The sequence below is a fragment of the Ralstonia sp. 25C genome, from assembly GCF_051904805.1.
Classification (GTDB): Bacteria; Pseudomonadota; Gammaproteobacteria; order Burkholderiales; family Burkholderiaceae; genus Ralstonia.
The window spans coordinates 3,309,643-3,331,280 of the sequence record NZ_CP196737.1 but is presented as its reverse complement, the minus strand read 5'-3'; the positions used below and the strand labels follow the sequence as shown (position 1 = coordinate 3,331,280).

At 64.3% G+C, this 21,638-nt stretch carries 18 protein-coding genes and 1 riboswitch; of the genes, 11 read left to right on the top strand and 7 right to left on the bottom strand.

Features of this window, described 5'->3' with window-relative positions; genetic code table 11:
* A complete protein-coding gene (locus tag ACS7SF_RS15595) occupies positions 1-597 on the top strand; it encodes a LysE family translocator (RefSeq protein WP_439890611.1) in 597 nt (198 codons plus the stop codon).
* Positions 598-709: 112 nt separating this feature from the next.
* Here ACS7SF_RS15595 and ACS7SF_RS15590 read toward each other — a convergent pair whose 3' ends face one another.
* The 4 genes from ACS7SF_RS15590 to ACS7SF_RS15575 all read right to left on the bottom strand — a co-directional run bounded on the left by ACS7SF_RS15590 (position 710) and on the right by ACS7SF_RS15575 (position 5,473).
* Positions 710-1,288 carry a DUF924 family protein gene (locus tag ACS7SF_RS15590; protein WP_439890610.1) on the bottom strand — a complete coding sequence of 193 codons (579 nt, stop codon included), beginning with the start codon at positions 1,286-1,288 and terminating at the stop codon, positions 710-712.
* A gap of 45 nt (positions 1,289-1,333) precedes the next feature.
* Positions 1,334-1,738, bottom strand: a complete 405-nt coding sequence (locus tag ACS7SF_RS15585; RefSeq protein WP_439890609.1) for a group II truncated hemoglobin — start codon at positions 1,736-1,738, stop codon at positions 1,334-1,336.
* Between the two features lie 24 nt (positions 1,739-1,762).
* The gene (locus ACS7SF_RS15580) at positions 1,763-4,294 is read right to left on the bottom strand and encodes an ABC transporter permease (protein ID WP_439890608.1); all 2,532 of its coding nucleotides are present in this window, start codon (positions 4,292-4,294) and stop codon (positions 1,763-1,765) included.
* Between the two features lie 78 nt (positions 4,295-4,372).
* A complete protein-coding gene (locus ACS7SF_RS15575; protein ID WP_439890607.1) occupies positions 4,373-5,473 on the bottom strand; it encodes a substrate-binding domain-containing protein in 1,101 nt (366 codons plus the stop codon).
* Positions 5,474-5,633: 160 nt separating this feature from the next.
* On the opposite strand from ACS7SF_RS15575, the gene ACS7SF_RS15570 reads away from it, so the two are divergent.
* Positions 5,634-6,470: a substrate-binding domain-containing protein gene (locus ACS7SF_RS15570; RefSeq protein WP_439890606.1), complete on the top strand. Its 837-nt coding sequence runs from the start codon at positions 5,634-5,636 to the stop codon at positions 6,468-6,470.
* Positions 6,471-6,502: 32 nt separating this feature from the next.
* Here the strand turns inward: ACS7SF_RS15570 and ACS7SF_RS15565 are convergent, their stop codons facing one another.
* Positions 6,503-7,447, bottom strand: a complete 945-nt coding sequence (locus ACS7SF_RS15565; RefSeq protein WP_439890605.1) for a LysR substrate-binding domain-containing protein — start codon at positions 7,445-7,447, stop codon at positions 6,503-6,505.
* Positions 7,448-7,648: 201 nt separating this feature from the next.
* Between ACS7SF_RS15565 and xdhA the strand changes: the two genes are divergently transcribed.
* The 6 genes from xdhA (at position 7,649) to ACS7SF_RS15535 (ending at position 15,802) form a co-directional block, all read left to right on the top strand.
* The gene (gene xdhA, locus ACS7SF_RS15560; protein WP_439890604.1) at positions 7,649-9,163 is read left to right on the top strand and encodes a xanthine dehydrogenase small subunit; all 1,515 of its coding nucleotides are present in this window, start codon (positions 7,649-7,651) and stop codon (positions 9,161-9,163) included.
* 4 nt (positions 9,164-9,167) lie between these two features.
* The gene (xdhB, locus tag ACS7SF_RS15555) at positions 9,168-11,534 is read left to right on the top strand and encodes a xanthine dehydrogenase molybdopterin binding subunit (RefSeq protein ID WP_439890603.1); all 2,367 of its coding nucleotides are present in this window, start codon (positions 9,168-9,170) and stop codon (positions 11,532-11,534) included.
* A 22-nt stretch (positions 11,535-11,556) separates the two neighbouring features.
* Positions 11,557-12,591, top strand: coding sequence for a xanthine dehydrogenase accessory protein XdhC (gene xdhC / locus ACS7SF_RS15550; RefSeq protein WP_439892776.1), 1,035 nt, complete (start codon positions 11,557-11,559; stop codon positions 12,589-12,591).
* Positions 12,592-12,593: 2 nt separating this feature from the next.
* The gene (locus ACS7SF_RS15545; RefSeq protein WP_439890602.1) at positions 12,594-13,631 is read left to right on the top strand and encodes an adenosine deaminase; all 1,038 of its coding nucleotides are present in this window, start codon (positions 12,594-12,596) and stop codon (positions 13,629-13,631) included.
* An 18-nt stretch (positions 13,632-13,649) separates the two neighbouring features.
* A complete protein-coding gene (guaD, locus tag ACS7SF_RS15540) occupies positions 13,650-14,996 on the top strand; it encodes a guanine deaminase (protein ID WP_439890601.1) in 1,347 nt (448 codons plus the stop codon).
* 13 nt (positions 14,997-15,009) lie between these two features.
* A riboswitch (yybP-ykoY riboswitch) is annotated at positions 15,010-15,128 on the top strand.
* A 104-nt stretch (positions 15,129-15,232) separates the two neighbouring features.
* Entirely contained in the window at positions 15,233-15,802 is a 570-nt protein-coding gene (locus tag ACS7SF_RS15535) for a TMEM165/GDT1 family protein (protein ID WP_439890600.1), read from the top strand.
* Positions 15,803-15,929: 127 nt separating this feature from the next.
* Here ACS7SF_RS15535 and ACS7SF_RS15530 read toward each other — a convergent pair whose 3' ends face one another.
* Together ACS7SF_RS15530 and uraH are read right to left on the bottom strand one after the other, a co-directional pair.
* Positions 15,930-17,180: a urate hydroxylase PuuD gene (locus tag ACS7SF_RS15530; protein WP_439890599.1), complete on the bottom strand. Its 1,251-nt coding sequence runs from the start codon at positions 17,178-17,180 to the stop codon at positions 15,930-15,932.
* Between the two features lie 19 nt (positions 17,181-17,199).
* Positions 17,200-17,553: a hydroxyisourate hydrolase gene (gene uraH / locus ACS7SF_RS15525; RefSeq protein ID WP_439890598.1), complete on the bottom strand. Its 354-nt coding sequence runs from the start codon at positions 17,551-17,553 to the stop codon at positions 17,200-17,202.
* Between the two features lie 366 nt (positions 17,554-17,919).
* On the opposite strand from uraH, the gene ACS7SF_RS15520 reads away from it, so the two are divergent.
* The 3 genes from ACS7SF_RS15520 (at position 17,920) to ACS7SF_RS15510 (ending at position 21,599) form a co-directional block, all read left to right on the top strand.
* Entirely contained in the window at positions 17,920-18,672 is a 753-nt protein-coding gene (locus ACS7SF_RS15520; protein WP_439890597.1) for a GntR family transcriptional regulator, read from the top strand.
* Positions 18,673-18,772: 100 nt separating this feature from the next.
* A complete protein-coding gene (locus ACS7SF_RS15515) occupies positions 18,773-20,182 on the top strand; it encodes a nucleobase:cation symporter-2 family protein (RefSeq protein WP_439890596.1) in 1,410 nt (469 codons plus the stop codon).
* 16 nt (positions 20,183-20,198) lie between these two features.
* Positions 20,199-21,599 carry an 8-oxoguanine deaminase gene (locus ACS7SF_RS15510; protein ID WP_439890595.1) on the top strand — a complete coding sequence of 467 codons (1,401 nt, stop codon included), beginning with the start codon at positions 20,199-20,201 and terminating at the stop codon, positions 21,597-21,599.
* The last annotated feature ends 39 nt before the right edge of the window (positions 21,600-21,638 follow it).

Below are 21,638 nucleotides of genomic sequence, written 5' to 3'. Positions count from 1 at the left end.
ATGCAAGACACGTTGCTCAAGATGGCGCTGTATGTGTCGCTGGTGCTGATCGTGCCGGGGCCGACCAATACGCTGCTGCTGTCATCCGGCCTCAAGGTTGGCGTGCGCCGGACCAGCCCACTCATTACTGCGGAAGCGCTCGGCTACGTGGTCGGCATTTCGCTCTGGGGGTTCTTTCTCAGTGCGGTATCGGCCAAGCAGCCTTGGCTACCGATGGCCGTCAAGCTGGTGAGCTCGGTCTACATCCTCTTTCTGGCGGCCAAGATCTGGCGACAAAGCGGCGCGCTGCAGCACGTCACCGCCAGCCCCGTCAGCCTGCGCGACATGTTCCTCACCACGGTGATGAACCCGAAAGCGCTGTTGTTTGCGAGCACGCTGTTCCCGCTGGAAGCGTTCCGGTCCGCCAGCTATTTTGCGTGGACGATCGGCGTATTCCTGACCGTGCTCGTGCCGATTGCGATTGGCTGGTCCTACCTGGGCGTGCTGCTGACGGCACGGCGGACGTGGGCACCCCACACGCCCGTGCTGCTGCGTGGCGCCTCGCTGGTGCTGCTGATGTTTTCCGGCACGCTCATGTATTCGGTGCTCGGCCACTAAGAGCCGCTAACAAAACTGTCCTGGCTAGGCGTGCCGACGCAGACAGTACTGAAGTACGGCAAGGAGGCGCAACGACGCCAGGGCGGTTTTGTTAGCGGCTCTAAGCCGCCCGCTAGAACGACGAGCCAGGCTGCGCAAGAAACGCCACCTCTTCCGGCGTGGACGCACGCCCAAGCGCCGCATTGCGATGCGGAAAACGCCCAAAGCGCGCGATGATCTCGCGGTGCTTCTCCGCCCAGACGAGCGAGTCGGCATCGCCGTCCTGATCACGCAGGCGCGTGTAGAGCCGAATCGACTCGTCCTGCATGGCCAACGCCTCGCTGTGCTCGAACGGCAGATAGCAGAACGCACGATGATGGCGCGTCGGCAGCTTGGCGTCCCAGCCGGCTGCCACGACGATCTGCGCGGTGTGCAACGCTGCCGCATCGCTGGCAAAGGCGCGCGCGGTGTCGCGGAACATATTGCGCGAGAACTGATCGAGCACCACGATGCGCGCGATCGCCTCCTGCGGCGTGTCCATCCATGTATCTGCACTGCCCGCGGCAAGCGCTTCCCACAGCGGCAGGAAGCGTGCGCGAATCTCTGCATCAAACGCGTCGGACTTGGTGAACCACTCCGGCCGCGCGTCGACCAGCGGCGCATTGCCAAACCAGAACGCGAGTACGTCGTCTGCGGTGGGCAAACCGATCATCGGAGTCTCCTCGATTGTTCTTGTGTCCTGCGTGAGCGCGGCACTTCAGCGCTGCACATTGCGCATCCAGTCTGCGGTCTGCCAGAAGGCTTGCATCAGGCGCATCTGCAGCGCTTCGTCCAGGCCGAGGTCTTGCATGGCGAGTGCCATGCACCGCATCCATTGATCGCGTTCCTGCGTGCCGATCTCGAACGGCAGATGGCGCGCGCGCAAACGCGGGTGACCGAACCGCTCGATGAAATGGTTCGGACCACCCAGCCAGCCGCACAAGAACCAGAACAGTTTGTCGCGCGAGCCATCAAGGCTTGGCGGGTGCAGCGCACGCAGCACGGCAAACTCGGGCTCGAGGTCCATCAGGTCGTAGAAACGATCGACGAGTTCGCGCACGCGTGCCTCACCGCCAATCAGGTCGAAGGCCAGGGTTTCGTGGCCGGTAGTTTCATCAGTCATACAGCGTCAATCACATCAAGAGATTCAGACATCCCGGAGCGTTGCCATGGCCGGACGACGCAGCACGTCGCGCAGGCCCAGCCAGCCGCCAACAAAGGCGCACAGCATGCCGCCCACGATGCCCACCGGCAAGATCGCCGGGTTGAAACGATACGGAAAATCGAACACATACGCCGACAGTACCCAGCCGATGGCGATGGCGCCCACACCGGCCATCAGCCCAGCCAGGCCACCAACGATCAGCACCTCGGCGTATTGCGTCTGGCGCACCACGCCTGAGCCCGCGCCGAGTGCGCGCAGCACGCCGGCATCGCGCAGGCGCTCGTCACGCGAGCCGGACAGGGCTGCATACAGCACGAGCACGCCCGCCGCCAAGGTGAACACGAACAGGAACTCCACCGCTGCCGTCACTTGGTCGAGCACGCCCTGCACTTGCTGCAGGATGAGCTCGGTGTCCACCACCGTCAGGTTCGGAAACTCGCGCACCAGCTTGGCGGGCAGATCAGCCTGGCCAGCGGGAATGCGAAAGGCCGTGACGTAGGTTTGCGGCATATCGCGCAGCGCCACAGGCGGCAGGATCACGAAGAAGTTCACCCGCATCGAACTCCAATCGAGCTTGCGCAGCGACGTGATAGGCGCGTCCACGGTCTGCCCGCCGACATCGAAGCGCAGCACATCGCCCAGGTGCAGGTTCAGCGTCTTGGCGATGCCCTCCTCCACCGATGCCTCGGGATTCTGTCCGCTAAACCATTGGCCCGCGACGATGCGGTTTTCCGGCGGCTGCGCAGTTGCGTAAGAGAGGTTGAATTCGCGCTCGACCAGGTTTCGCGCGCGCGATTCGGCATAGGTCTGGCGATCGATGGTCTGTCCGTTCACCTGCGTCAGGCGCCCACGCACCATCGGGTAGAGCTTGGGCTCGGCCACGCCCGCCTGGGCCAGCGCTTGGGATACCGCTTCCATCTGGTCGGGCTGGATATTGATGATGAAACGATTAGGCGCGTTAGCCGGCGTGGCGTTGTGCCACGAGCGGATCAGATCATTGCGCGTCATGGCCAGCAACAGCAGCGCCATCAGGCCAACGGCCAGCGCCACGGTTTGCAGCACGCTCACGCTGCGCCGACGCTCCAGCACCGCCAGCGCAAAACGCCAGCCCACGCCAAGCGCCCGACCGCGTCCCAGCGACACCGCCAGCGCACGCAAACCGGCCGCCGCCAGCAATGCAAACACGACGATGGCGCCGGCAAACCCGGCCGCCGTCAGCGCACCGAGCTTCACATCCCGCGCAGACACCACGAGCAGCGCAAAGAACGCTGCCGCCCCAAGCGCATAGCCAACCCACGACGCGACAGCGCGCTCGGCCACATCGCGGCGCAGCACGCGCAACGGCGCCACACGCACCAACGTCAGCAGCGGCGGCACGGCAAACCCCACCAGCAGCACCAGCCCCGCCGTCACGCCCACCACCGCCGGCCAGATGGACGGCATCGGCAACGTTACCGTCACCAGATCGCCCAGCGACGCCAGCAGCAGCCAGTGCGCGCCATACCCCAACGCCACACCCACCGCCGAACCCAGCACGCCGATGAGCAGGAACTCCAATGCAAACGTCCCGAGAATCTGACCTTGCTTCAGCCCCAGGCATTTGATGACGGCTACCGCATCGGTATGCCTCGCCGTATAGCGGCGCGCAGCCATGGTGATGGCGACTGCCGCAATCATGGCGGCGAGCAGCGCGACGAGCGAGAGAAAGCGTTCGGCACGGTCCAGCGTTTCACGCATCTGCGGCTGGCCGTTCTGCAAGGATTCGATGCGCACGCCGCGCAGCTGACGCGTCTTCAGTTCGCTCTCAGCCCAGGCGTGGAAGGCATTGGCCGCCGCATCCGGCCCCGCCACCAGCAGGCGATACGTGACGCGGCTGCCATAGGTGACGAGGCCCGTGGAGGCCAGATCGGCCATCGGCAGCATCACGCGCGGCGCGAAGTTCATAAAGCCTGCGCCACGGTCCAGCTCTTGCGTGATGACGTGGGCGATCTTGAACGTGCGGGTGCCCAGGCGAATGGCGTCGCCCACACGCACTCCGAGCGCTTCGAGCAGCGGCGCGTCGACCCACACCGTGCCGGGTGCGGGAATCGCGTGGATGGCAGCGCCAGTCGCGTCACGCCCGTCGCTCACCTTGACGGCACCACGCAGCGGGTAGCCCGGGGCAACGGCCTTGACCGCCGCCAGTTGCGACGCCGGCTCACCGGACGATCCGCTGGTCAACGTGGTCGCCATGCTGGGAAACGCCGCCGTGTGCGTGACCTGCAAGCCGCTGGCGCGCGCATGCGCTTCAATGTCCGCAGGCAGCGGCTGATCCGACACGACGAGCACATCGGCGCCGATCAACTGACGCGCATCGCGCTCCAGGCCGGCATGCATGCGATCGGCGAGGAAGCTGACGGACGCCAGCGCGGCCACGGCCAGCACCAGCGCGATGAGCAACAGGTTCAGCTCACCCGCGCGCCAGTCGCGGCGCAGCATGCGCAGGGCTTGGGTCCAGACGGAAAAACGTGACATGGGCAGAACATGGACGGGGCGCAGAGCGCCTCGACGTCAATTAGGCAGACCCGTCATGTTCGCATGACTCGCATGACTTCAGCGCGCGAGCGCGGGGGCCTCGTCTGCATGCCAGGGCAGCGCCTGGTCTGCGGTGAGCAATGCAACCTGTTCGGGGGCGCGGTAGCCCGCCAGATGGTTCAGGCCCGTGCGGAAACCGGCCTCGCCAATGCGCTCCATCAGCTCGCGCACCCAGGGGGCCAGCGCGTCATTGCGGCGCACTGCCAGGTAGTACGTTTCGCGCGTCAGCGGCACGAAATGCAGGCCGTGGGCCTCGGCGCCCGGGCGCAAGCCAAAGCCGATATCCGCCCGGCCCTCCTGCACGGCCACGGCAATCTTGTCGCTGGAGAATTCCTGCTCGTCGTATCCGTTAATCTGATCGGGATACAGCCCGGCGGCAACCAGCAACTGATCAAACAGCAGCCGTGTGCCCGAACTGCGCTGCCGGTTGATAAAGCGCGCTTGCGTACGCGCCAAGTCGGCCAGCGATTGCACGCGCCCCACCCATTCCGGCGACATCATCAAACCCTGCTCGCGATCGGCCAGTGCGATCAGGCGCACGGCGGTCGGCCGCAACCACTTGCGCAACGTCTGGTGCGCAATCGAGCCTGCGCCCTGCTGCGGCGCCACATAGAAGCCCGCTACCTCGCATTGTTTTTCCTGCAGGCAGATCAAGCCTTCGACCGCGCTGCAGAACACGGTATCGAGTTGCGCACCGTGGCTTTCATGGGCAAACGACTGCGCCAACACCTCCACCGCCGGGTCATGGCTGCCCGAAAAACGGATGCGCGTTTGCGACTGAGAGGCGTCGTCCAGCTCCGACAGAAACTGGTTCATGGCCTGACGCACGGCCGGGTCAAGCTGCTCGCGCAGGCGCATTTCGGCGCGCAGCATGCGCTCGCCAAACAGCGTGAGTGACGCGCCACGGCCGCGCTCCATATCGAGCAGCGAGCGCCCCAGCATCTCTTCCCACGCGCGCATCACCCCCCAGGCGTGCCGGTACGACAGGCCCACCTGCTTGGCTGCCCGATGCAGTGACCCCGTCTCCCGCACAGCCCGCAGCAACTGGAAGACCTTGCCATTAGCGCGCGGGTTGTCGTCCGGCCCGACGACCGGAAATACCTCGAACTGGAATGTCATTATGTTTATGGTTTCCTATTTACTTCGGTCCGGCGCCCGGAGAACAATGCCCATCGTCTCTCCGGGGCGGGCGTATCGTGGCCGCCGACTGCCCCGCGGCTGCCGCCATCATGCAGCATCCGACATAAAGCGTCCACGGCCCTCACATTGCCCACACAACATGTCCGGATTGTTCAAGGCACTTCGGTGGTTTGCCACCTCGTTCGTGGCACTCGCATTTGGCACGAGTGCATATGCTGGCGATCTCCGCATGGCCACGACCACCAGCACCGAAAATTCCGGTCTGCTGAAGGTGCTGCTGCCCAAATTTGAAGCCGCGACCGGCATCCATGTGCAGGTGATTGCCGTTGGCACCGGCAAAGCGGTGAAGCTGGGGGAATCGGGGGATGTGGATGTGGTGCTCGTGCACGCGCGGCAACTGGAGGACGCCTTCGTAGCGTCCGGCGGCGGCATCGACCGGCGCGACGTCATGTACAACGACTTCATCCTGGTCGGCCCCACGGACGACCCGGCGCGCCTGCGCGGACAGAAAGACGTCATCCAAGGCATGCAGCGCATTGCCAGCACGGGCGCCAAGTTCATTTCGCGCGGCGACAACTCCGGCACCGACGTCATGGAAAAGGCGTACTGGAAAGCCGCCAACATCGACCCGAAAGGCAAGCCCTGGTATGTGAGCGCCGGCCTGGGCATGGGCGAAGTGCTGAACATGGCCGCGCAGATGAACGCCTACACGCTGTCCGACCGCGCGACCTACGGCGCCTACCGCGCCAAGACCGGGCTCGATATCGTGCTGGCCGGCGACACGCGCATGTTCAACCCGTACGGCATCATCGCCGTCAATCCGAAGAAATATCCGACCACCAACTACCCAGATGCGACCAAGCTGATCGAGTGGATCACCTCACCCGCCGGACAGCAGGCGATTGCCGATTTCAAGGTGAACGGGGAACAGGTGTTCTTCCCGGATTACGGCAAGACCGTCGCAAGCGGAAAGTAAGCTTCCGCACACGCGCGTGACGGAACGGCAGCTCAGGCTGCCGTTTCCAATTGCGGATGTTGCGGCAGCTCGGCGGCCACTTCGCCGATCATGCGGCGCAGCCACATCACATCGGGTGCCGCATGGCTGCGCTCGTGCCAGAGCTGGTAGAAGCGCATTTTCGGGAACGTCACGGGCGCGGGCAGGATGCGGATCGGTAGATACTGCGCGCAATGCGCGGCGAACTGGCGGCCCGTGGTGAACACCAGATCCGTGCGCATCAGCACATACGGCACCAACCCGAAGTACGGCAACGACACCTGGATTTGCCGCTTGAGCCCCTGTTCAGCAAGTGCCTGATCGATCATGCTGCGCTGCATGACGGCATACGGCGCGGGCGCCAGATGCGGCATCTCCACGTAGTGCTTGAGCGAGATGCCCTTGCGCGCCAGCGGGTGCTGGGCGCCGAGCATGCAGACCACCTCATCGTCGAACAGCGGGGAGATGTGCAGATGCTCCGGCGGCGAGAGCCAGTTGCCGATCACCAAGTCCATGCCGCCCTGCTCCAGCGCGGCGAGATAGTCGACCCCCGCATTGAGCGGATGCACCACCAGCTTGGCCTGCGGCGCGTGCTTGCGCAGCCGTTCCACAATATTCGGCAGGAAGAACGCATCCAGATAATCCGGCGCGCCCAGGTGGAAGGTGCGCGTGGTATTGGCCGGATCGAATTCCTGCGACGGCCGGGCGATGCGCTCCATCGCCTCCAGGCTTTGCTGCGCCAGTGACAGCAGTTCGTGACCGCGCTCCGTCGGCACCATGCCGTTCTTGCCGCGCACGAGGATGGCGTCGCCGGTGATCTCGCGCAGGCGCTTGAGCGTATTGCTGATGGCCGGCTGCGACTGGCCGAGCTTGACCGCCGTGCGCGTCACGCTTTGCTCGGTGAGCAGCGTGTAGAGAGCGCGCAGGAGGTAGGTATCGAGGTGATCTTTGCCGTGCATCTTTGGGCGGAGTCAGACTGCCGTGGGGTCATGTCAGTGTATGTCACCTGTACGCCGCGCCGCCAGACCGCTACCGGCGGGTATACCCCGGATTTTGGCTTTCCGATGCGGGTTATCACCTGGGCCAAATATTGCATTCCTAGCCCGGTGCTATGGTTCCAATACGGACACAACGACACACAAACAGGCATGGAAACCCCCATGGAGACTCAGCCCATCCGCTTCTTCCATCGCGGCCAGGTGCGCACCGTTACGGACGCGCCGATCACCCGGACGGTGCTGCAATACCTGCGTGAAGACGCGCACTGTACAGGCACCAAGGAAGGGTGCGCCGAGGGCGATTGCGGTGCATGCACCGTCGTGCTCGGCGAACTGCAGGCGGACGGCAGCGTCGGCCTGAAGGCGGTGAACGCTTGCATCCAATTTCTGCCCACACTCGACGGGAAGGCGCTGTTCACCGTGGAAGACGTGCGTAGCAAGGACGGCACACTGCACCCGGTGCAGCAAGCGATGGTCGAGTGCCACGGCTCGCAATGCGGCTTCTGCACGCCGGGTTTCGTGATGTCGCTCTACGCGCTGTACGAGAACACCGGCAGCCAGGCGCCCATCCCTTCGCGTCAGACCATCTGCGATTCGCTCACCGGCAACCTGTGCCGCTGCACTGGCTACCGCCCCATCATCGACGCGGGCGAACGTATGTTCGAGCTGCCCTCGCCGGCTGGCATTGATCGCACGCAACTGGCGCAAACGCTGCGCAACTTGCAGCGCAAGGACACCTTCAGCTACGCGCCTGTCGGCACCGAGAATGCACCGCGCTTCTACGCACCGCGCACCGCCTCGGCTTTCGCCGCCATCAAGGCTGCGCATCCGAACATCCGCATTCTGGCCGGCAGCACCGACGTCGGCCTTTGGGTCACCAAGCAGTTCCGCGAGCTGGGCGACATCCTGTACATCGGCCAAGTGGCGGACCTGTACGCACTGGAAAAGCGCGACGGCTGGATCGAGATCGGCGCGGCGGTTTCGCTGGAACAAGCCTATGAATTCCTGGCCGAGGATTACCCCGAGCAGACCGAGTTGTGGAAGCGCTTCGCCTCGCTGCCGATCCGCAACGCCGGCACGCTGGGCGGCAACATCGCCAACGGTTCGCCGATTGGTGACTCGGCCCCGGCACTCATCGCCATCGGCACGCGTGTTGTTCTGCAGCGTGGTGAAGTGCGCCGCGAGTTGCCGCTCGAAGACCTCTACATCGCCTACCAGAAGAACGCGATGGAGGACGGCGAGTTCGTGGCCGGCCTGCGCATTCCGGTGCGCGAAGGTCGCGACGCCATGCGCTTCCGCACGTACAAGCTGTCCAAGCGCTTTGACGAAGACATCTCCGCCGTGTGTGCGGCGCTCGCCATCGAACTGGACGGTGACATTGTGCGCAGCGCGCGCATCGCTTACGGCGGCATGGCAGCCACGTCCAAGCGCGCCACCGAAACGGAAGCCGCCATCATCGGCCAGCCGTGGAACGAAGCGACCGTGCGCGCTGCCATGGCAGCCATGTCACGCGACTACACCCCGCTGACCGACATGCGCGCCACCGACAACTACCGCCGCATTTCGGCAGCCAACACGGTGTACCGCTTCTGGCTGGAAACCCGCACTGACGCGCCGCTCACCCTCGAACAGATCAATGTGCGTGCGGTCGAGCTGAATACCCTCACCGCGGCCTGAGAACATGAATAAGCAAACCGAAGCCTTCCTGCTCGCAGAAGCCGATATTGCAGCGGCCATTCCTGACCAGCGCGGTGCTGTGGTGGGCATCTCGCGCCCGCACGAATCCGCACACCTGCACGTTGCCGGCACCGCCACGTACACCGACGACATTCCCGAGCTGGCCGGCACGCTGCACGCGGCACTCGGCATGAGCACGCAAGCGCATGCGCGCATCGTCAACATGGACCTGGACGGCGTGAAGGCCGCGCCGGGCGTGGTGGCCGTGTTCACGTCGGCCGACATTCCTGGCACCAACGATTGCGGCCCGATCATCCACGACGATCCGATCCTGGCAACCGACACGGTGCACTTTGTCGGCCAACCGATGTTCATCGTGGTGGCCACGTCGCACGATGCAGCACGCCGCGCGGCACGCTTGGGTGACGTCGAATACGAAGTGCTGCCGCCGCTGCTAACGCCCGAAGAAGCGCGCGCCGCCGGCAAGTCCGTGCTGCCGCCGATGCACCTCAAGCGCGGCGAACCGGCAGAGCGCATTGCCGCTGCGCCACATTCGGAAGCCGGCCAGATGTCGCTGGGCGGCCAGGAACAGTTCTATCTGGAAAGCCAGATCTCGTACGCGGTGCCAAAGGAAGACAACGGCATGCACGTGTGGTGCTCCACGCAGCATCCGACTGAGATGCAGCACATGGTTTCGCACATGCTGGGCTGGCACGCCAACCAGGTGCTGGTGGAATGCCGTCGCATGGGTGGTGGCTTCGGCGGCAAGGAATCGCAGTCGGGCCTGTTTGCCTGCTGCGCCGCGCTGGCCGCATGGAAGCTCGCCTGCCCGGTCAAGCTGCGTCCGGATCGCGACGACGACATGATGATCACCGGCAAGCGCCACGACTTCCGCTTCGCCTACGAAGCCGGTTACGACAACGACGGCCGCATCCAGGGCGTGAAGGTCAACATGACCTCGCGCGCCGGTTTCTCGGCTGACCTGTCCGGCCCGGTGATGACACGCGCCATCTGCCACTTCGACAACGCCTACTGGCTGCCGGAAGTGGAAATCGACGGTTTCTGCGCCCGCACCAACACACAGTCGAACACCGCGTTCCGCGGCTTCGGCGGCCCGCAGGGCGCGTTTGCCATCGAATACATCATGGACAACATCGCGCGATCGGTCGGCAAGGATGCGCTCGACGTGCGCCGCGCCAATCTGTACGGCAAGGACAAGAACAACATCACGCCGTACGGCCAGACCGTGGAAGACAACGTCATCCACGAGCTGCTCGACGAGTTGGAAGAGACGTCCGACTACCGTGCCCGCCGGGAGGCCATCCGCGCATTCAACGCGACGAGCCCGGTGCTCAAGCGCGGCCTGGCGCTCACACCCGTGAAGTTCGGCATCTCGTTCAACGTCAAGCACTTCAACCAGGCCGGTGCGCTTGTGCACGTGTACAACGACGGCTCGATCCTCGTGAACCACGGTGGCACCGAAATGGGCCAGGGCCTGAACACGAAGGTCGCGCAGGTGGTGGCGCACGAACTGGGTGTGGCGTTCACGCGCATCCGCGTCACGGCCACGGACACCAGCAAGGTGGCCAACACATCCGCCACAGCGGCATCGACCGGCAGTGACCTGAACGGCAAGGCCGCGCAAGACGCCGCGCGCCAGATCCGCGCACGCCTGATCGCATTTGCTGCCGAGCACTACGAGGTGCCCATCGAAACGGTATCGATCATAGGCGACCAGTTGGAAATCGGCGCACGCCGTGTGCCGTTCGATGAACTGATCCGCCTGGCCTACATCGCGCGCGTGCAGTTGTGGTCGGACGGCTTCTACGCCACGCCCAAGCTGCACTGGGACCAAGCCAAGTTGAAGGGCCGTCCGTTCTACTACTACGCCTATGGCGCAGCGGTGTCGGAAGTGGTGGTCGATACGCTCACCGGCGAATGGCGCCTGCTGCGCGCCGACGTGCTGCACGATGCCGGCCGCTCGATCAACCCGGCCATCGACATCGGCCAGGTAGAAGGCGCGTTCATCCAGGGCATGGGCTGGCTGACCACGGAAGAACTGTGGTGGAACAAGAACGGCAAGCTGATGACGCACGCGCCGTCCACCTACAAGATTCCGACGGTCAACGACTGCCCGCCGGACTTCCGCGTGCGCCTGTTCAACAACGCCAACGTGGAAGACAGCATCCACCGTTCCAAGGCGCTGGGCGAGCCGCCGCTGCTGCTGCCGTTCTCGGTGTTCTTTGCCATCCGCGATGCGGTGGCCGCTGTGGGCGATGGCCGCACCAACCCGCCGCTGAATGCACCCGCCACCAGCGAGGAAATCCTCAAGGCGGTGGATGCCATCCGCAGCGCCCCGCTGTCTGCCTGAACCGGAGACTGTTATGACCGCCATGGACCACACGCAACTGCGCCCGTTCCGCTTCGCCGATGTGCTTGCCACCGTGCAAGCCGGGCAGCCGTGCGTGCTGGTCACCGTGACGGACGTGCAGGGCTCGGCCCCGCGCGAGCCCGGCACGCTCATGCTGGTGTGTGGTGATGGCTTCTTCGGCACCATCGGCGGCGGCCATCTGGAATGGCGCGCAATGGAAATCGCCCAGGCGATGATGGATGCGCCCGAAGCCAGCGGCGAAGCACGCCGCCAGTTCGTGCGCATTCCGCTTGGGCCGGCGCTCGGCCAATGCTGCGGCGGCGTGGTGCGCCTATCGCTCGAACGCCTCGACGCACGTGATGTGGACTGGATCGCCCTGGCCGACGACGCCATGCGCCAACGCCGCAGCCTGCGCCGCTTCGTCCCCGCAGATGCGGCCTTGAATGTTGAAGCAACGATTGGCGATGCCGCCGCTGCAGGCGTGCAGTTCGACACCAACGGCTTCACGCAAACCGTGCTGCCGCCAGACATGTCGATCGTGCTGTGTGGCGCGGGCCACGTCGGCCACGCCATCGTGCGTGCGCTGGCCCACCTGCCCTGCCGCGTGACATGGGTGGACGAGCGCGATGCGATGTTCCCGTTCCCGACGGAAGTGCCTCCGAACGTCGTCATCGAATCCACCGATACGCCGGAAGCCGTGATCGACCACGCGCCCGCCGGCAGCTACTTCCTGGTCATGACACACAACCATGCGTTGGACCTCGCGCTGTGCGAACGCATCATGCGCCGCACGGACTTTGCCTACTTTGGCCTGATCGGCTCCAAGACGAAGCGCGCACGCTTCGAGCACCGCATGGTCGAGCACGGTGTCGATCCGGCACGCTTGCCGGAAATGGTCTGCCCGATTGGCATTGCCGGCATCGTCGACAAGGCGCCGGATATCATTGCGGTCTCCGTCGTCGCGCAACTGCTGCAGGTACGCGAGCTGCAACAACATGCGCTCACCAGTGCAAGCAGCGGCGCGGCGGTTCCTTACCGAGTCCCTACATCCGCCTGATCATGCCGATCTCTCCCGCGCTTGCAGAACGCATCGCCACCAGCCCGAAAGCTGAGCTGCACATCCACATCGAAGGCTCACTCGAACCCGAACTGATGTTCGCGCTGGCTGAACGCAACGGCGTCAAGCTGCCGTATGCCTCCGTTGAAGAAGTGCGCGCGGCCTACGCGTTCGACGATCTGCAATCGTTCCTCGATCTGTACTACGCCGGCGCCAGCGTCCTGCTCACCGAGCAGGATTTCTACGACATGACCGCCGCGTATGTGGCACGTGCCGTCGCCGACAACGTCCGCCATGCCGAGATCTTCTTCGACCCGCAGACGCACACCGCGCGCAACGTGCCGATGCACGTGGTCATCCACGGCATCGTCCGAGCATTGGATGATGCCGAGCGCGATCATGGGTTCTCCAGCGCGCTGATCCTCTGCTTCCTGCGCCATCTGAGCGAGGAAGATGCGTTCGACACGCTCGAAGCCGCCCTGCCGTATATCCAGGACCCGGGCAACCGCATCATCGGCGTCGGGCTGGATTCGTCGGAGCGTGGCAACCCGCCCGAGAAATTCGCACGTGTGTTCGCGCGCTGCAAAGAGCTGGGGCTGCGACTCGTCGCCCACGCCGGTGAAGAAGGCCCAGCGCAATACGTGATCGACGCCCTCGACATCCTCAAGGTGGAACGCATCGACCACGGCGTGCAGGCCATCGATGACGCCGCACTCGTCAAGCGCCTAGCCGCCGAACGCATCGCGCTGACGGTCTGCCCGCTGTCGAACGAAAAGCTGAAGGTCTACCCCGACTTGCGCGATCACTCGCTCAAGCAACTGTTGAATGCCGGTTGCGCCGTCACCCTGAACTCGGATGACCCGGCCTACTTTGGCGGCTACATGAACACCAACTGGCTCGCCACGTTCAACGCCCTCGACCTGACCGCCGCCGATGCCCACACGCTCGCTCGCAACAGCTTCGAGGCGTCGTTCCTGCCCCAGCAGGACAAAGCCCTGTGGCTGAACGCGGTGGATGTCCACTGGAACGCCACACACTAAGCCCCCACGAGACAACGAATGACCACAATGCCCCCGACTTCCAACACCGTTCACGCCTACCGCGGCCGCGTGCTGCATTTCCTGCACGATCCGCAGTATCGCGAGCGCGATGCCTATGAGTATTGGGAAGACGGCCTGCTCGTGGTCATGGGCGGCAAGGTCGTTCAAGCCGGCGACTACGCCGCGCTGCGCGAAAACCTGCCCACCGGCACCCAACTCCACGATTACAGCGGCAAGCTGATCGTGCCCGGCTTCATCGACACGCACATCCACTACCCGCAGACCGACATGATCGCGTCGCCGTCGCCGGGCCTGCTGCACTGGCTGGAGACGTACACCTTCCCGGAAGAGCGCCGCTTTGAGAGCGAGCAGTACGCCGCCGGCGTCGCCTCGTTCTTCCTCGACGAACTGCTGCGCAACGGCACGACCAGCGCGATGGTATGGAGCACCGTACATCGCGGCTCCGCCGAAACACTGTTCACACAAGCCCAGCAGCGCGGCATGCGCCTGATCACCGGCAAGGTGATGATGGATCGCAACTGCCCGGAATCTCTGCGCGACACGGCCGAATCCGGCGCACGTGACACGGCCGACCTGATCTCGCGCTGGCACGGCAAGGACCGCCTGGGCTACGCCATTACGCCGCGCTTCGCGCCCACCTCAAGCGAAGCGCAATTGGAAGCCTGCGCAGAACTGGCCAAGCAGTACAAGGACGTCTTCATCCAGACGCACGTCGCCGAAAACCCCGACGAAGTGAAATGGGTGGCTGACCTGTTTCCGAATGCACGCAGCTATCTGGATGTGTATGACCGCTACGGCCTGCTGCGCAAAGGCGCTTTCTACGGCCATGCCATCTGGCTGGACGACGGCGACCGCCAGCGCCTGGCCGAATCCGGCGCAGCCGTGGCGCACTGCCCCACGTCCAACCTGTTCCTGGGCAGCGGCCTGTACAACTTCCACAAGAACGACGCGCACCGCCTGGCGCTGACGCTCGCCACCGACGTTGGCGGCGGCAGCTCGTTCTCGATGCTGCGCACGATGGGCACGGCGCACAAGGTCGCGCGCATGGGCAGCTATCACCTGACCGCGCTGCGCATGTTCTACCTGGCCACGCGCGGCGCCGCAGAAGCACTGGGTTGGGAAGACAAGATTGGCAGCTTCGTACCGGGCGCCGAAGCGGACTTCATCGTGCTCGACCCCGCAGCCACGCCGCTGCTCGCACGCCGCAATGCGCGCTCGGAAACGCTGGAAGAGTTGCTGTTTTCGCTGGCGCTGCTCGGCGAAGACCGTGCGGTATCCGCCACTTACATCCAGGGCCAGGAAGCGAAAATTCAGGCCAAACTGGGTGTTGGCGCCGTCGCCTGATCCCCTTATAATCGCGGCTTCCATTGGGGAGTAGCCGCTCGAAGTTGACACTTCGAGGGCCACGTCAACAGACTTGACCGCCGTCGCAATGACAGGTGGTTATGGCGTGGTCAGCAGCCACTCAGGGTGCCCTAGCACCCGGTGACGCGCCTGGCGAGACCGATGACACACCTCTGCGGATAGGGCCGGCAGCGGTGCGTCATTGGTTCGTACACGGCCCGGACACCACAACAAACATGGAAGCCTTCCTCGTCTCCACCGGCATCGTCGCCCTCGCGGAAATCGGCGACAAAACGCAACTGCTATCGATCCTGCTGGCCGCGCGTTTTCGCAAGCCGGTGCCGATCATTCTCGGCATCTTCATCTCCACCCTCGTCAATCACGCACTGGCCGGCGCTGTCGGCGGCTGGATCACGCACGTGCTCGGCGAAAACGCACTGCGCTGGATTCTCGGCATCGCCTTCATCGCCATGGCTGGCTGGATGCTGATTCCCGACAAGCTCGACGATGAAGAAGCGCCGAAGGACACGCGCGGCCTGGGCATCCTCGGCACCACCATCGTTGCGTTCTTCTTTGCCGAGATGGGCGACAAGACGCAGATCGCCACGGTGGCACTGGCGGCGCGCTTCCACGACGTCGCATGGGTTGTCGCTGGCACGACCGTCGGCATGCTGCTGGCCAACGTGCCCGCCGTGCTGATGGGCAACAAGTTTGCGTCGCGTATGCCGATCACGCTGGTGCATCGGATTGCGGCGCTGATCTTCCTGGTGCTGGGTGTGCTGGCGTTGTTGGGTGTGGGTAAGTAAGCCGCACAGATCAGGGACAAAAAAAAACGGGGCCGCAGCCCCGTTCAACCCTCACCGGTCATGTCACCCGCTAGGGAACGCGTGACATGCTCCGATAAACCTTTCTGTTGTTGCTTCAGCGTGCGCCTCAGTTCGTCTTCGCGCCGCCTTCAAACCACTTGGCGATGATCGTGCGCTCGTCGTCGGTGATGTTGGTGACGTTGCCCAGTGGCATCAGCTTCTGCTGCACGACCTGCTGGTAGACGAGCTGTGCATGTGCCGACAGTTGGTCCGGCGAATCGAGCAACACACCCTTGGCCGGCGAAGGCATCAGAGTAGGATGTGCCGAGTGACATTGGTAGCACCGTGCGGTAACGACTGCCTGTACTTTGGCGAAGTCCGAGCCACCAGCCGCAGCTGTAGCAGCGGGTGCCGAAGCACTTCCTGCAGCAACGGCCGGGACCGCAGCGGCGCTTTCCGCCACCGGAGCAGCCGGACGCGGCGCAAGCCACACCGCCACACCCAGCAGCACGGCCACGCCCGCCGCCGGATAACCCCAGTTGATCACGCCCTTGTGCTTCAGGATGAAGAACTGACGGATCAACACACCCGCCAGCATGATCAGCACCAGCACAACCCAGTTGTACTTGTTCGCGTACGTCATGCTGTAGTGGTTCGACAGCATTGCGAACAGCACCGGCAGCGTGAAGTACGTGTTGTGCACGCTGCGCTGCTTGCCGCGCTTGCCGTGGATCGGGTCAGGCTTCTCGCCCGCCTTGAGCGAGGCCACCACCTTGCGTTGCCCCGGGATGATCCAGAAGAACACGTTGGCGCTCATGATGGTCGCGATCATCGCGCCGATCAGCAGGAATGCCGCGCGGCCCGAGAACAAATGGCACGCCGCGAACGCAGCCAGCACCACATAGATCGCCACCAGAATGCCCACCACGCGATCGTTCTTGCCGAACACGCGGCAGATGGTGTCGTACACCAGCCAGCCGACCACTAAGAAGCCCAGCGCCAGGATCACCGCCGTCGTCGCCGTCATGTCGAACACGCTGCGATCGATCATGTAGACGTTGGCGTTGAACAGGTACACCACCGTCAGCAGCGCGAAGCCCGACATCCAGGTGGAGTACGACTCCCAGTAGAACCAGTGCAGATGATCCGGCAGTTGCTTCGGCGCCAGCAGGTACTTCTGCGGGTTGTAGAACCCGCCGCCATGCACGGCCCACAGTTCACCGTCGACGCCCTTGTCCTGCAGGTCCGGTGCGGTCGGCTTGGTCAGGCTGTTGTCGAGCCAGACGAAGTAGAACGACGAGCCGATCCACGCAATCGCGACGATCACGTGCAGCCAACGCAAGAGCAAGTTGGCCCAGTCGAGGATATAGCCTTCCATGATTCGCTCCCCTCTGCCCTTAGCTGCCGCGATAGGTCGAATACGACCACGGCGACACCAGCAGCGGCACGTGGTAGTGCGCGCTCGTATCGGCCACGCCAAAGCGCAGCGTTACCACGTCGAGGAACGCGGGCTCGGGGAGTTTGACGCCGGCTGCGCGGTAGTAGTCGCCCACCGCGAAGTCCAGCTCATAGACGCCGGTCTGGAGCGCGTCGCCTTCGAGCAGCGGCGCATCGCAACGGCCATCGTGATTGGTGCGAACCGATTTGATCGGTTGGCGCTGATTGTCGACAATCTTGAACAGAGCGATCGCCAGGTTCTGGCCCGGCGTGCCTGCAGCGGTGTCGAGCACATGGGTAGTCAAGCGTCCCATTTGTCTTCCTCTGTAATTTGAATTTTCAGAAGCGCCGCTGCCTCCACTTGCACCTCGCGCCGAGCCCTTGCCTGGCAAGGGTTGGCGTCGGGGCCCGCTCGGTACGTGCTGTGCACGCATCCCGGCGCGCGTCCAGCCGGTTTACGCCTGCCGCCTTCGCTTTGAAGGGGCGTGCCAAACCGGCAAAGCCGTCGCTCGCTCTGGGCTCGACTCCCTGTCCTCGTGGGGACTTGAAACAGGGATTTCCCTAGTTTGTCGATTTCCAGAACGCATTTTGTTGACAATATTGAAGGTGCCCCCGAATAATTGTCAACAGATTTTCGCAGTTGCTTATGCTGCGATGCGTTACTCAAAGGCGGGTCTGCCATGTCCAAGAATCTCAAGCTGGTCTCCACGGAAACGACATCAAAGTCGAGCATCAAGACATCGGGGGCAACGCGTATGTCAGTCGAAGAGCGGATGTATCACGAGATCTACGACGCGATCATGGAGCACCGCCTGCCCCCGCGCACCAAGCTGACGGAGCATGCGCTTTGCGAAATCTATGCCACCGCCCGCCATACGGTGCGCAAGGTCTTCTCCCAACTGGCCGCGGATGGCTTGGTGGACCTGGAGCCGAATCGCGGTGCGTTCATCGCCGCGCCCTCCATCGACGAAGCGCACGCCATGTTCGAGCTGCGCCAGATCCTGGAGCGCGCCGTGCTCGACAAGGTTGGCCATAGCGCCAACCCCAAGGCCGCCATTGCTCCGCTGGTAGAACTCGTCAAGGAAGAGCGCCAGGCCTTCGTCACGCATGACCGCCCGCGCTGGATTCGTCTTTCTGCGGAATTCCACGTCGCACTGGCTGAGCAGGCCGGCAACCCGCTGGTCGTCGAGATGATGCGGCGCCTGGTGTCGCGCACCACGCTGATGATCGCCAGCGTGGAGGCGCCCGGCCACAACGCGTGCTCATTCGACGAGCACCTGGACATCCTCAACGCACTGGAGCGCGGAGACGCTGCTGCCGCGCAGGCCCACATGGCCCAGCACTTGCAATGTTGTGCCGACCGCGTGCGCCCCGAAGCGCCCGCTGACTTCGACCTGCGTTCGGTGCTGGGCACGCGCGAGGACAACGTCTAAACCGGTTTTGCTGCGATTTTGCTGTATTGGGCGAGCCGGCACGACAGAGGCCAGCCGCCCCAGGCCGGATGCCGTCCGGCTCACCACCCAAGGAGACCTTATGACGAGTAGCACCATCGCCGCCCCCACGGCGGATCTGACCAACGAGCGCGTGGCGTACGGGCGCCTGCTCGCGCTGGGCTTGCAACATGTCTTGGTGATGTATGCAGGCACCGTGGCGGTGCCGCTCATCGTGGGCGGTGCACTGCATCTGCCCAAGGAGCAACTCGCCTTTCTCATCAACGCCGACCTGTTTGCGGCCGGTCTTGCCACGCTCATCCAAGCGTTCGGCGTCTGGAAATTCGGCATCCGCATGCCCGTCATGATGGGCGTCACCTTCGCCTCGGTCGGCCCGATGATCGCCATCGGCTCCGACCCGAGCATCGGTCTGCTGGGCATCTATGGCGCGGTGATTGCGGCAGGGTTGTTCGGCATCATCGTTGCGCCGCTCATGGGGCGCGTGCTGGGTCTCTTTCCTCCGGTGGTGACGGGCACCGTCATCACGCTGATCGGCATGTCGCTGATGGGTGTGGGCATCAACTGGGCTGCGGGCGGCCAGCCGACCATGAAGACGATGGTCGACGGTGTGCTCAAGACCGTGCCCAACCCGGCGTATGGCGACCTGAGCGGCTTGGCGATTGCGCTGGCGGTGCTGGTCATCATCCTGCTGCTGACCAAGTACGGCAAAGGCCTGATCGGCAACATCGCCGTGCTGCTGGGCATCTTGATCGGCACGTTCATCGCCATGGCGTTCGGCAAGGTCAGCTTTGCCGGCATTGCCGAGGCCAACATGGTCGCCGTCATCACGCCGCTCCACTTCGGCATGCCGACGTTCCACTTCGGCGCCATCGCGTCGATGTGCATCGTGATGATGATCACGCTGGTGGAATCGACCGGCATGTTTCTCGCGCTGGCCGAGATCACCGGCAAGAAGCTCTCCACCGACGACCTGACCCGCGGCCTGCGCGCCGATGGTCTGGGCACGGTGATCGGCGGCGTGTTCAACACGTTCCCGTACACGTCGTTCTCGCAGAACGTGGGGCTGGTGACGGTGACGGGCGTGCGCTCGCGCTATGTGGCGGCCATGGGCGGCGTGATCCTGATCCTGCTGGGCCTGTTCCCGAAGATGGCGCACATCGTGGCGTCCGTGCCCTCGTTCGTGCTGGGCGGTGCGGGCATCGTGATGTTCGGCATGGTGGCGGCTACGGGTGTGCGCATCCTGGGCTCGATCGACTTCAACAAGTACCGCCACAACCTGTTCATCGTGGCCATCTCGATTGGCTTCGGCATGATCCCGACGCTGGCACCGACGTTCTTCCAGTACCTGCCGAAGTGGCTGGAGCCGGTCACGCATAGTGGCATCGTGCTGGGCACGCTGGTAGCCGTCACGCTGAACCTCTACTACAACGGCATGCAGTCGGCAGAGCACGCCATGCGCGACGCCGCTGCCAACACGCACGGCACGGAGTGATCGGATGACCGAGCGCATGAACGACGCACTGCTGATCGCCCGCCATGCCGACGTGCTGGTCACCATGGACGCGCAACGCCGCGAGATTGCCGACGGGGCGCTGGTGGCGCGCGGTGGCGTGATCGAGTGGGTGGGCGCCACGGCCGATCTGCCGGCGCAGTATCGCGATGCCATCGGTCAGCCCAACGTGCGCGTGATGGAGCTGCGTGACCACGTGGTCACGCCCGGCTTCGTCAACACGCACCACCACATGTATCAAAGCCTGACGCGCGCCCTGCCCGCCGCGCAGGATGCCGAGCTGTTCGGCTGGCTCACGAACCTGTATCCGGTATGGGCCGGCCTTACGCCCGAGATGGTTCGCGTGTTGACGCTCACAGCCATGGCGGAACTGCTGCTTTCAGGCTGCACGACCTCCAGTGATCACCTGTATCTGTACCCCAACGGCAGCCGGCTCGATGACTCCATCGAAGCCGCGCAGCAGATCGGCATGCGCTTTCACGCCGCACGCGGCAGCATGAGCGTCGGCCGCAGTCAGGGTGGCCTGCCGCCGGACCGTGTGGTTGAAGGCGAAGAGGCCATCCTCAAGGAAACGCAGCGCCTAATCGAAACCTGGCACGACGCCGATCGCCATTCCATGCTGCGCATGGTGGTGGCGCCGTGCTCGCCCTTCTCCGTCTCGCGCGATCTGATGCGCGAATCGGCCAAGCTCGCACGCAGCTATGGCGTGTCGATGCACACCCACCTGGCTGAGAACGACAACGACATCGCCTACTCGCGCGAGAAGTTCGGCATGACGCCGGCTGAGTATGCGGAAGACCTCGGCTGGGTCGGCCACGACGTCTGGCACGCGCACTGCGTGAAGCTCGACGCGCACGGCATTGACGTCTTCGCACGGACCGGTACCGGCGTGGCGCACTGCCCATGCTCCAACATGCGTCTGGCTTCGGGCATTGCACCCATCCGCACAATGCGCGATGCAGGCGTGCCTGTCGGCCTTGGCGTGGATGGCAGCGCCTCGAACGACGGCGCCCACATGCTGGGCGAAACGCGTCAGGCGATGCTGCTTGCACGCGTGGGTTTCGGCCCCGCAGCGATGAGTGCGCGTGAGGCATTGGAAATCGCCACGCTCGGCGGCGCCCGCGTGCTCAATCGCGACGACATCGGCGCGCTGGCCCCCGGCATGTCGGCTGACTTTGTCAGCTTCGACCGCCATCAAGTCAGCTTTGCCGGCGCGGACCACGACCCGGTTGCCGCGCTGGTGTTCTGCGCCCCGTCCAACGTGGCGCACAGCGTGATCAACGGGCGTGTGGTCGTCGAAGACGGCCGCCTGACCACGCTCGAACTTGACGCCCATCTCACGGTTCACCGGAAGCTCGCGCTGGAACTCGCGCAGGCTGCCCGGGCAGTCCCGGCCTGACGTGATGGTGCGCTGCCTCGTTCATGACGCCACTGTGAT

Bases quoted from the DNA above. Each gene is read 5' to 3' on its own strand.
- xdhC (WP_439892776.1), top strand. From the start codon at position 11,557: ATGGACCACACGCAACTGCGCCCGTTCCGCTTCGCCGATGTGCTTGCC.
- ACS7SF_RS15510 (WP_439890595.1), top strand. From the start codon at position 20,199: ATGAACGACGCACTGCTGATCGCCCGCCATGCCGACGTGCTGGTCACC.
- ACS7SF_RS15575 (WP_439890607.1), bottom strand. From the start codon at position 5,473: ATGACATTCCAGTTCGAGGTATTTCCGGTCGTCGGGCCGGACGACAAC.
- ACS7SF_RS15590 (WP_439890610.1), bottom strand. From the start codon at position 1,288: ATGATCGGTTTGCCCACCGCAGACGACGTACTCGCGTTCTGGTTTGGC.
- guaD (WP_439890601.1), top strand. From the start codon at position 13,650: ATGACCACAATGCCCCCGACTTCCAACACCGTTCACGCCTACCGCGGC.
- xdhB (WP_439890603.1), top strand. From the start codon at position 9,168: ATGAATAAGCAAACCGAAGCCTTCCTGCTCGCAGAAGCCGATATTGCA.
- ACS7SF_RS15585 (WP_439890609.1), bottom strand. From the start codon at position 1,738: ATGACTGATGAAACTACCGGCCACGAAACCCTGGCCTTCGACCTGATT.
- uraH (WP_439890598.1), bottom strand. From the start codon at position 17,553: ATGGGACGCTTGACTACCCATGTGCTCGACACCGCTGCAGGCACGCCG.
- ACS7SF_RS15515 (WP_439890596.1), top strand. From the start codon at position 18,773: ATGACGAGTAGCACCATCGCCGCCCCCACGGCGGATCTGACCAACGAG.
- ACS7SF_RS15520 (WP_439890597.1), top strand. From the start codon at position 17,920: ATGTCCAAGAATCTCAAGCTGGTCTCCACGGAAACGACATCAAAGTCG.
- ACS7SF_RS15545 (WP_439890602.1), top strand. From the start codon at position 12,594: ATGCCGATCTCTCCCGCGCTTGCAGAACGCATCGCCACCAGCCCGAAA.
- ACS7SF_RS15595 (WP_439890611.1), top strand. From the start codon at position 1: ATGCAAGACACGTTGCTCAAGATGGCGCTGTATGTGTCGCTGGTGCTG.
- ACS7SF_RS15580 (WP_439890608.1), bottom strand. From the start codon at position 4,294: ATGTCACGTTTTTCCGTCTGGACCCAAGCCCTGCGCATGCTGCGCCGC.
- ACS7SF_RS15570 (WP_439890606.1), top strand. From the start codon at position 5,634: ATGTCCGGATTGTTCAAGGCACTTCGGTGGTTTGCCACCTCGTTCGTG.
- ACS7SF_RS15535 (WP_439890600.1), top strand. From the start codon at position 15,233: ATGGAAGCCTTCCTCGTCTCCACCGGCATCGTCGCCCTCGCGGAAATC.
- ACS7SF_RS15565 (WP_439890605.1), bottom strand. From the start codon at position 7,447: ATGCACGGCAAAGATCACCTCGATACCTACCTCCTGCGCGCTCTCTAC.
- xdhA (WP_439890604.1), top strand. From the start codon at position 7,649: ATGGAGACTCAGCCCATCCGCTTCTTCCATCGCGGCCAGGTGCGCACC.
- ACS7SF_RS15530 (WP_439890599.1), bottom strand. From the start codon at position 17,180: ATGGAAGGCTATATCCTCGACTGGGCCAACTTGCTCTTGCGTTGGCTG.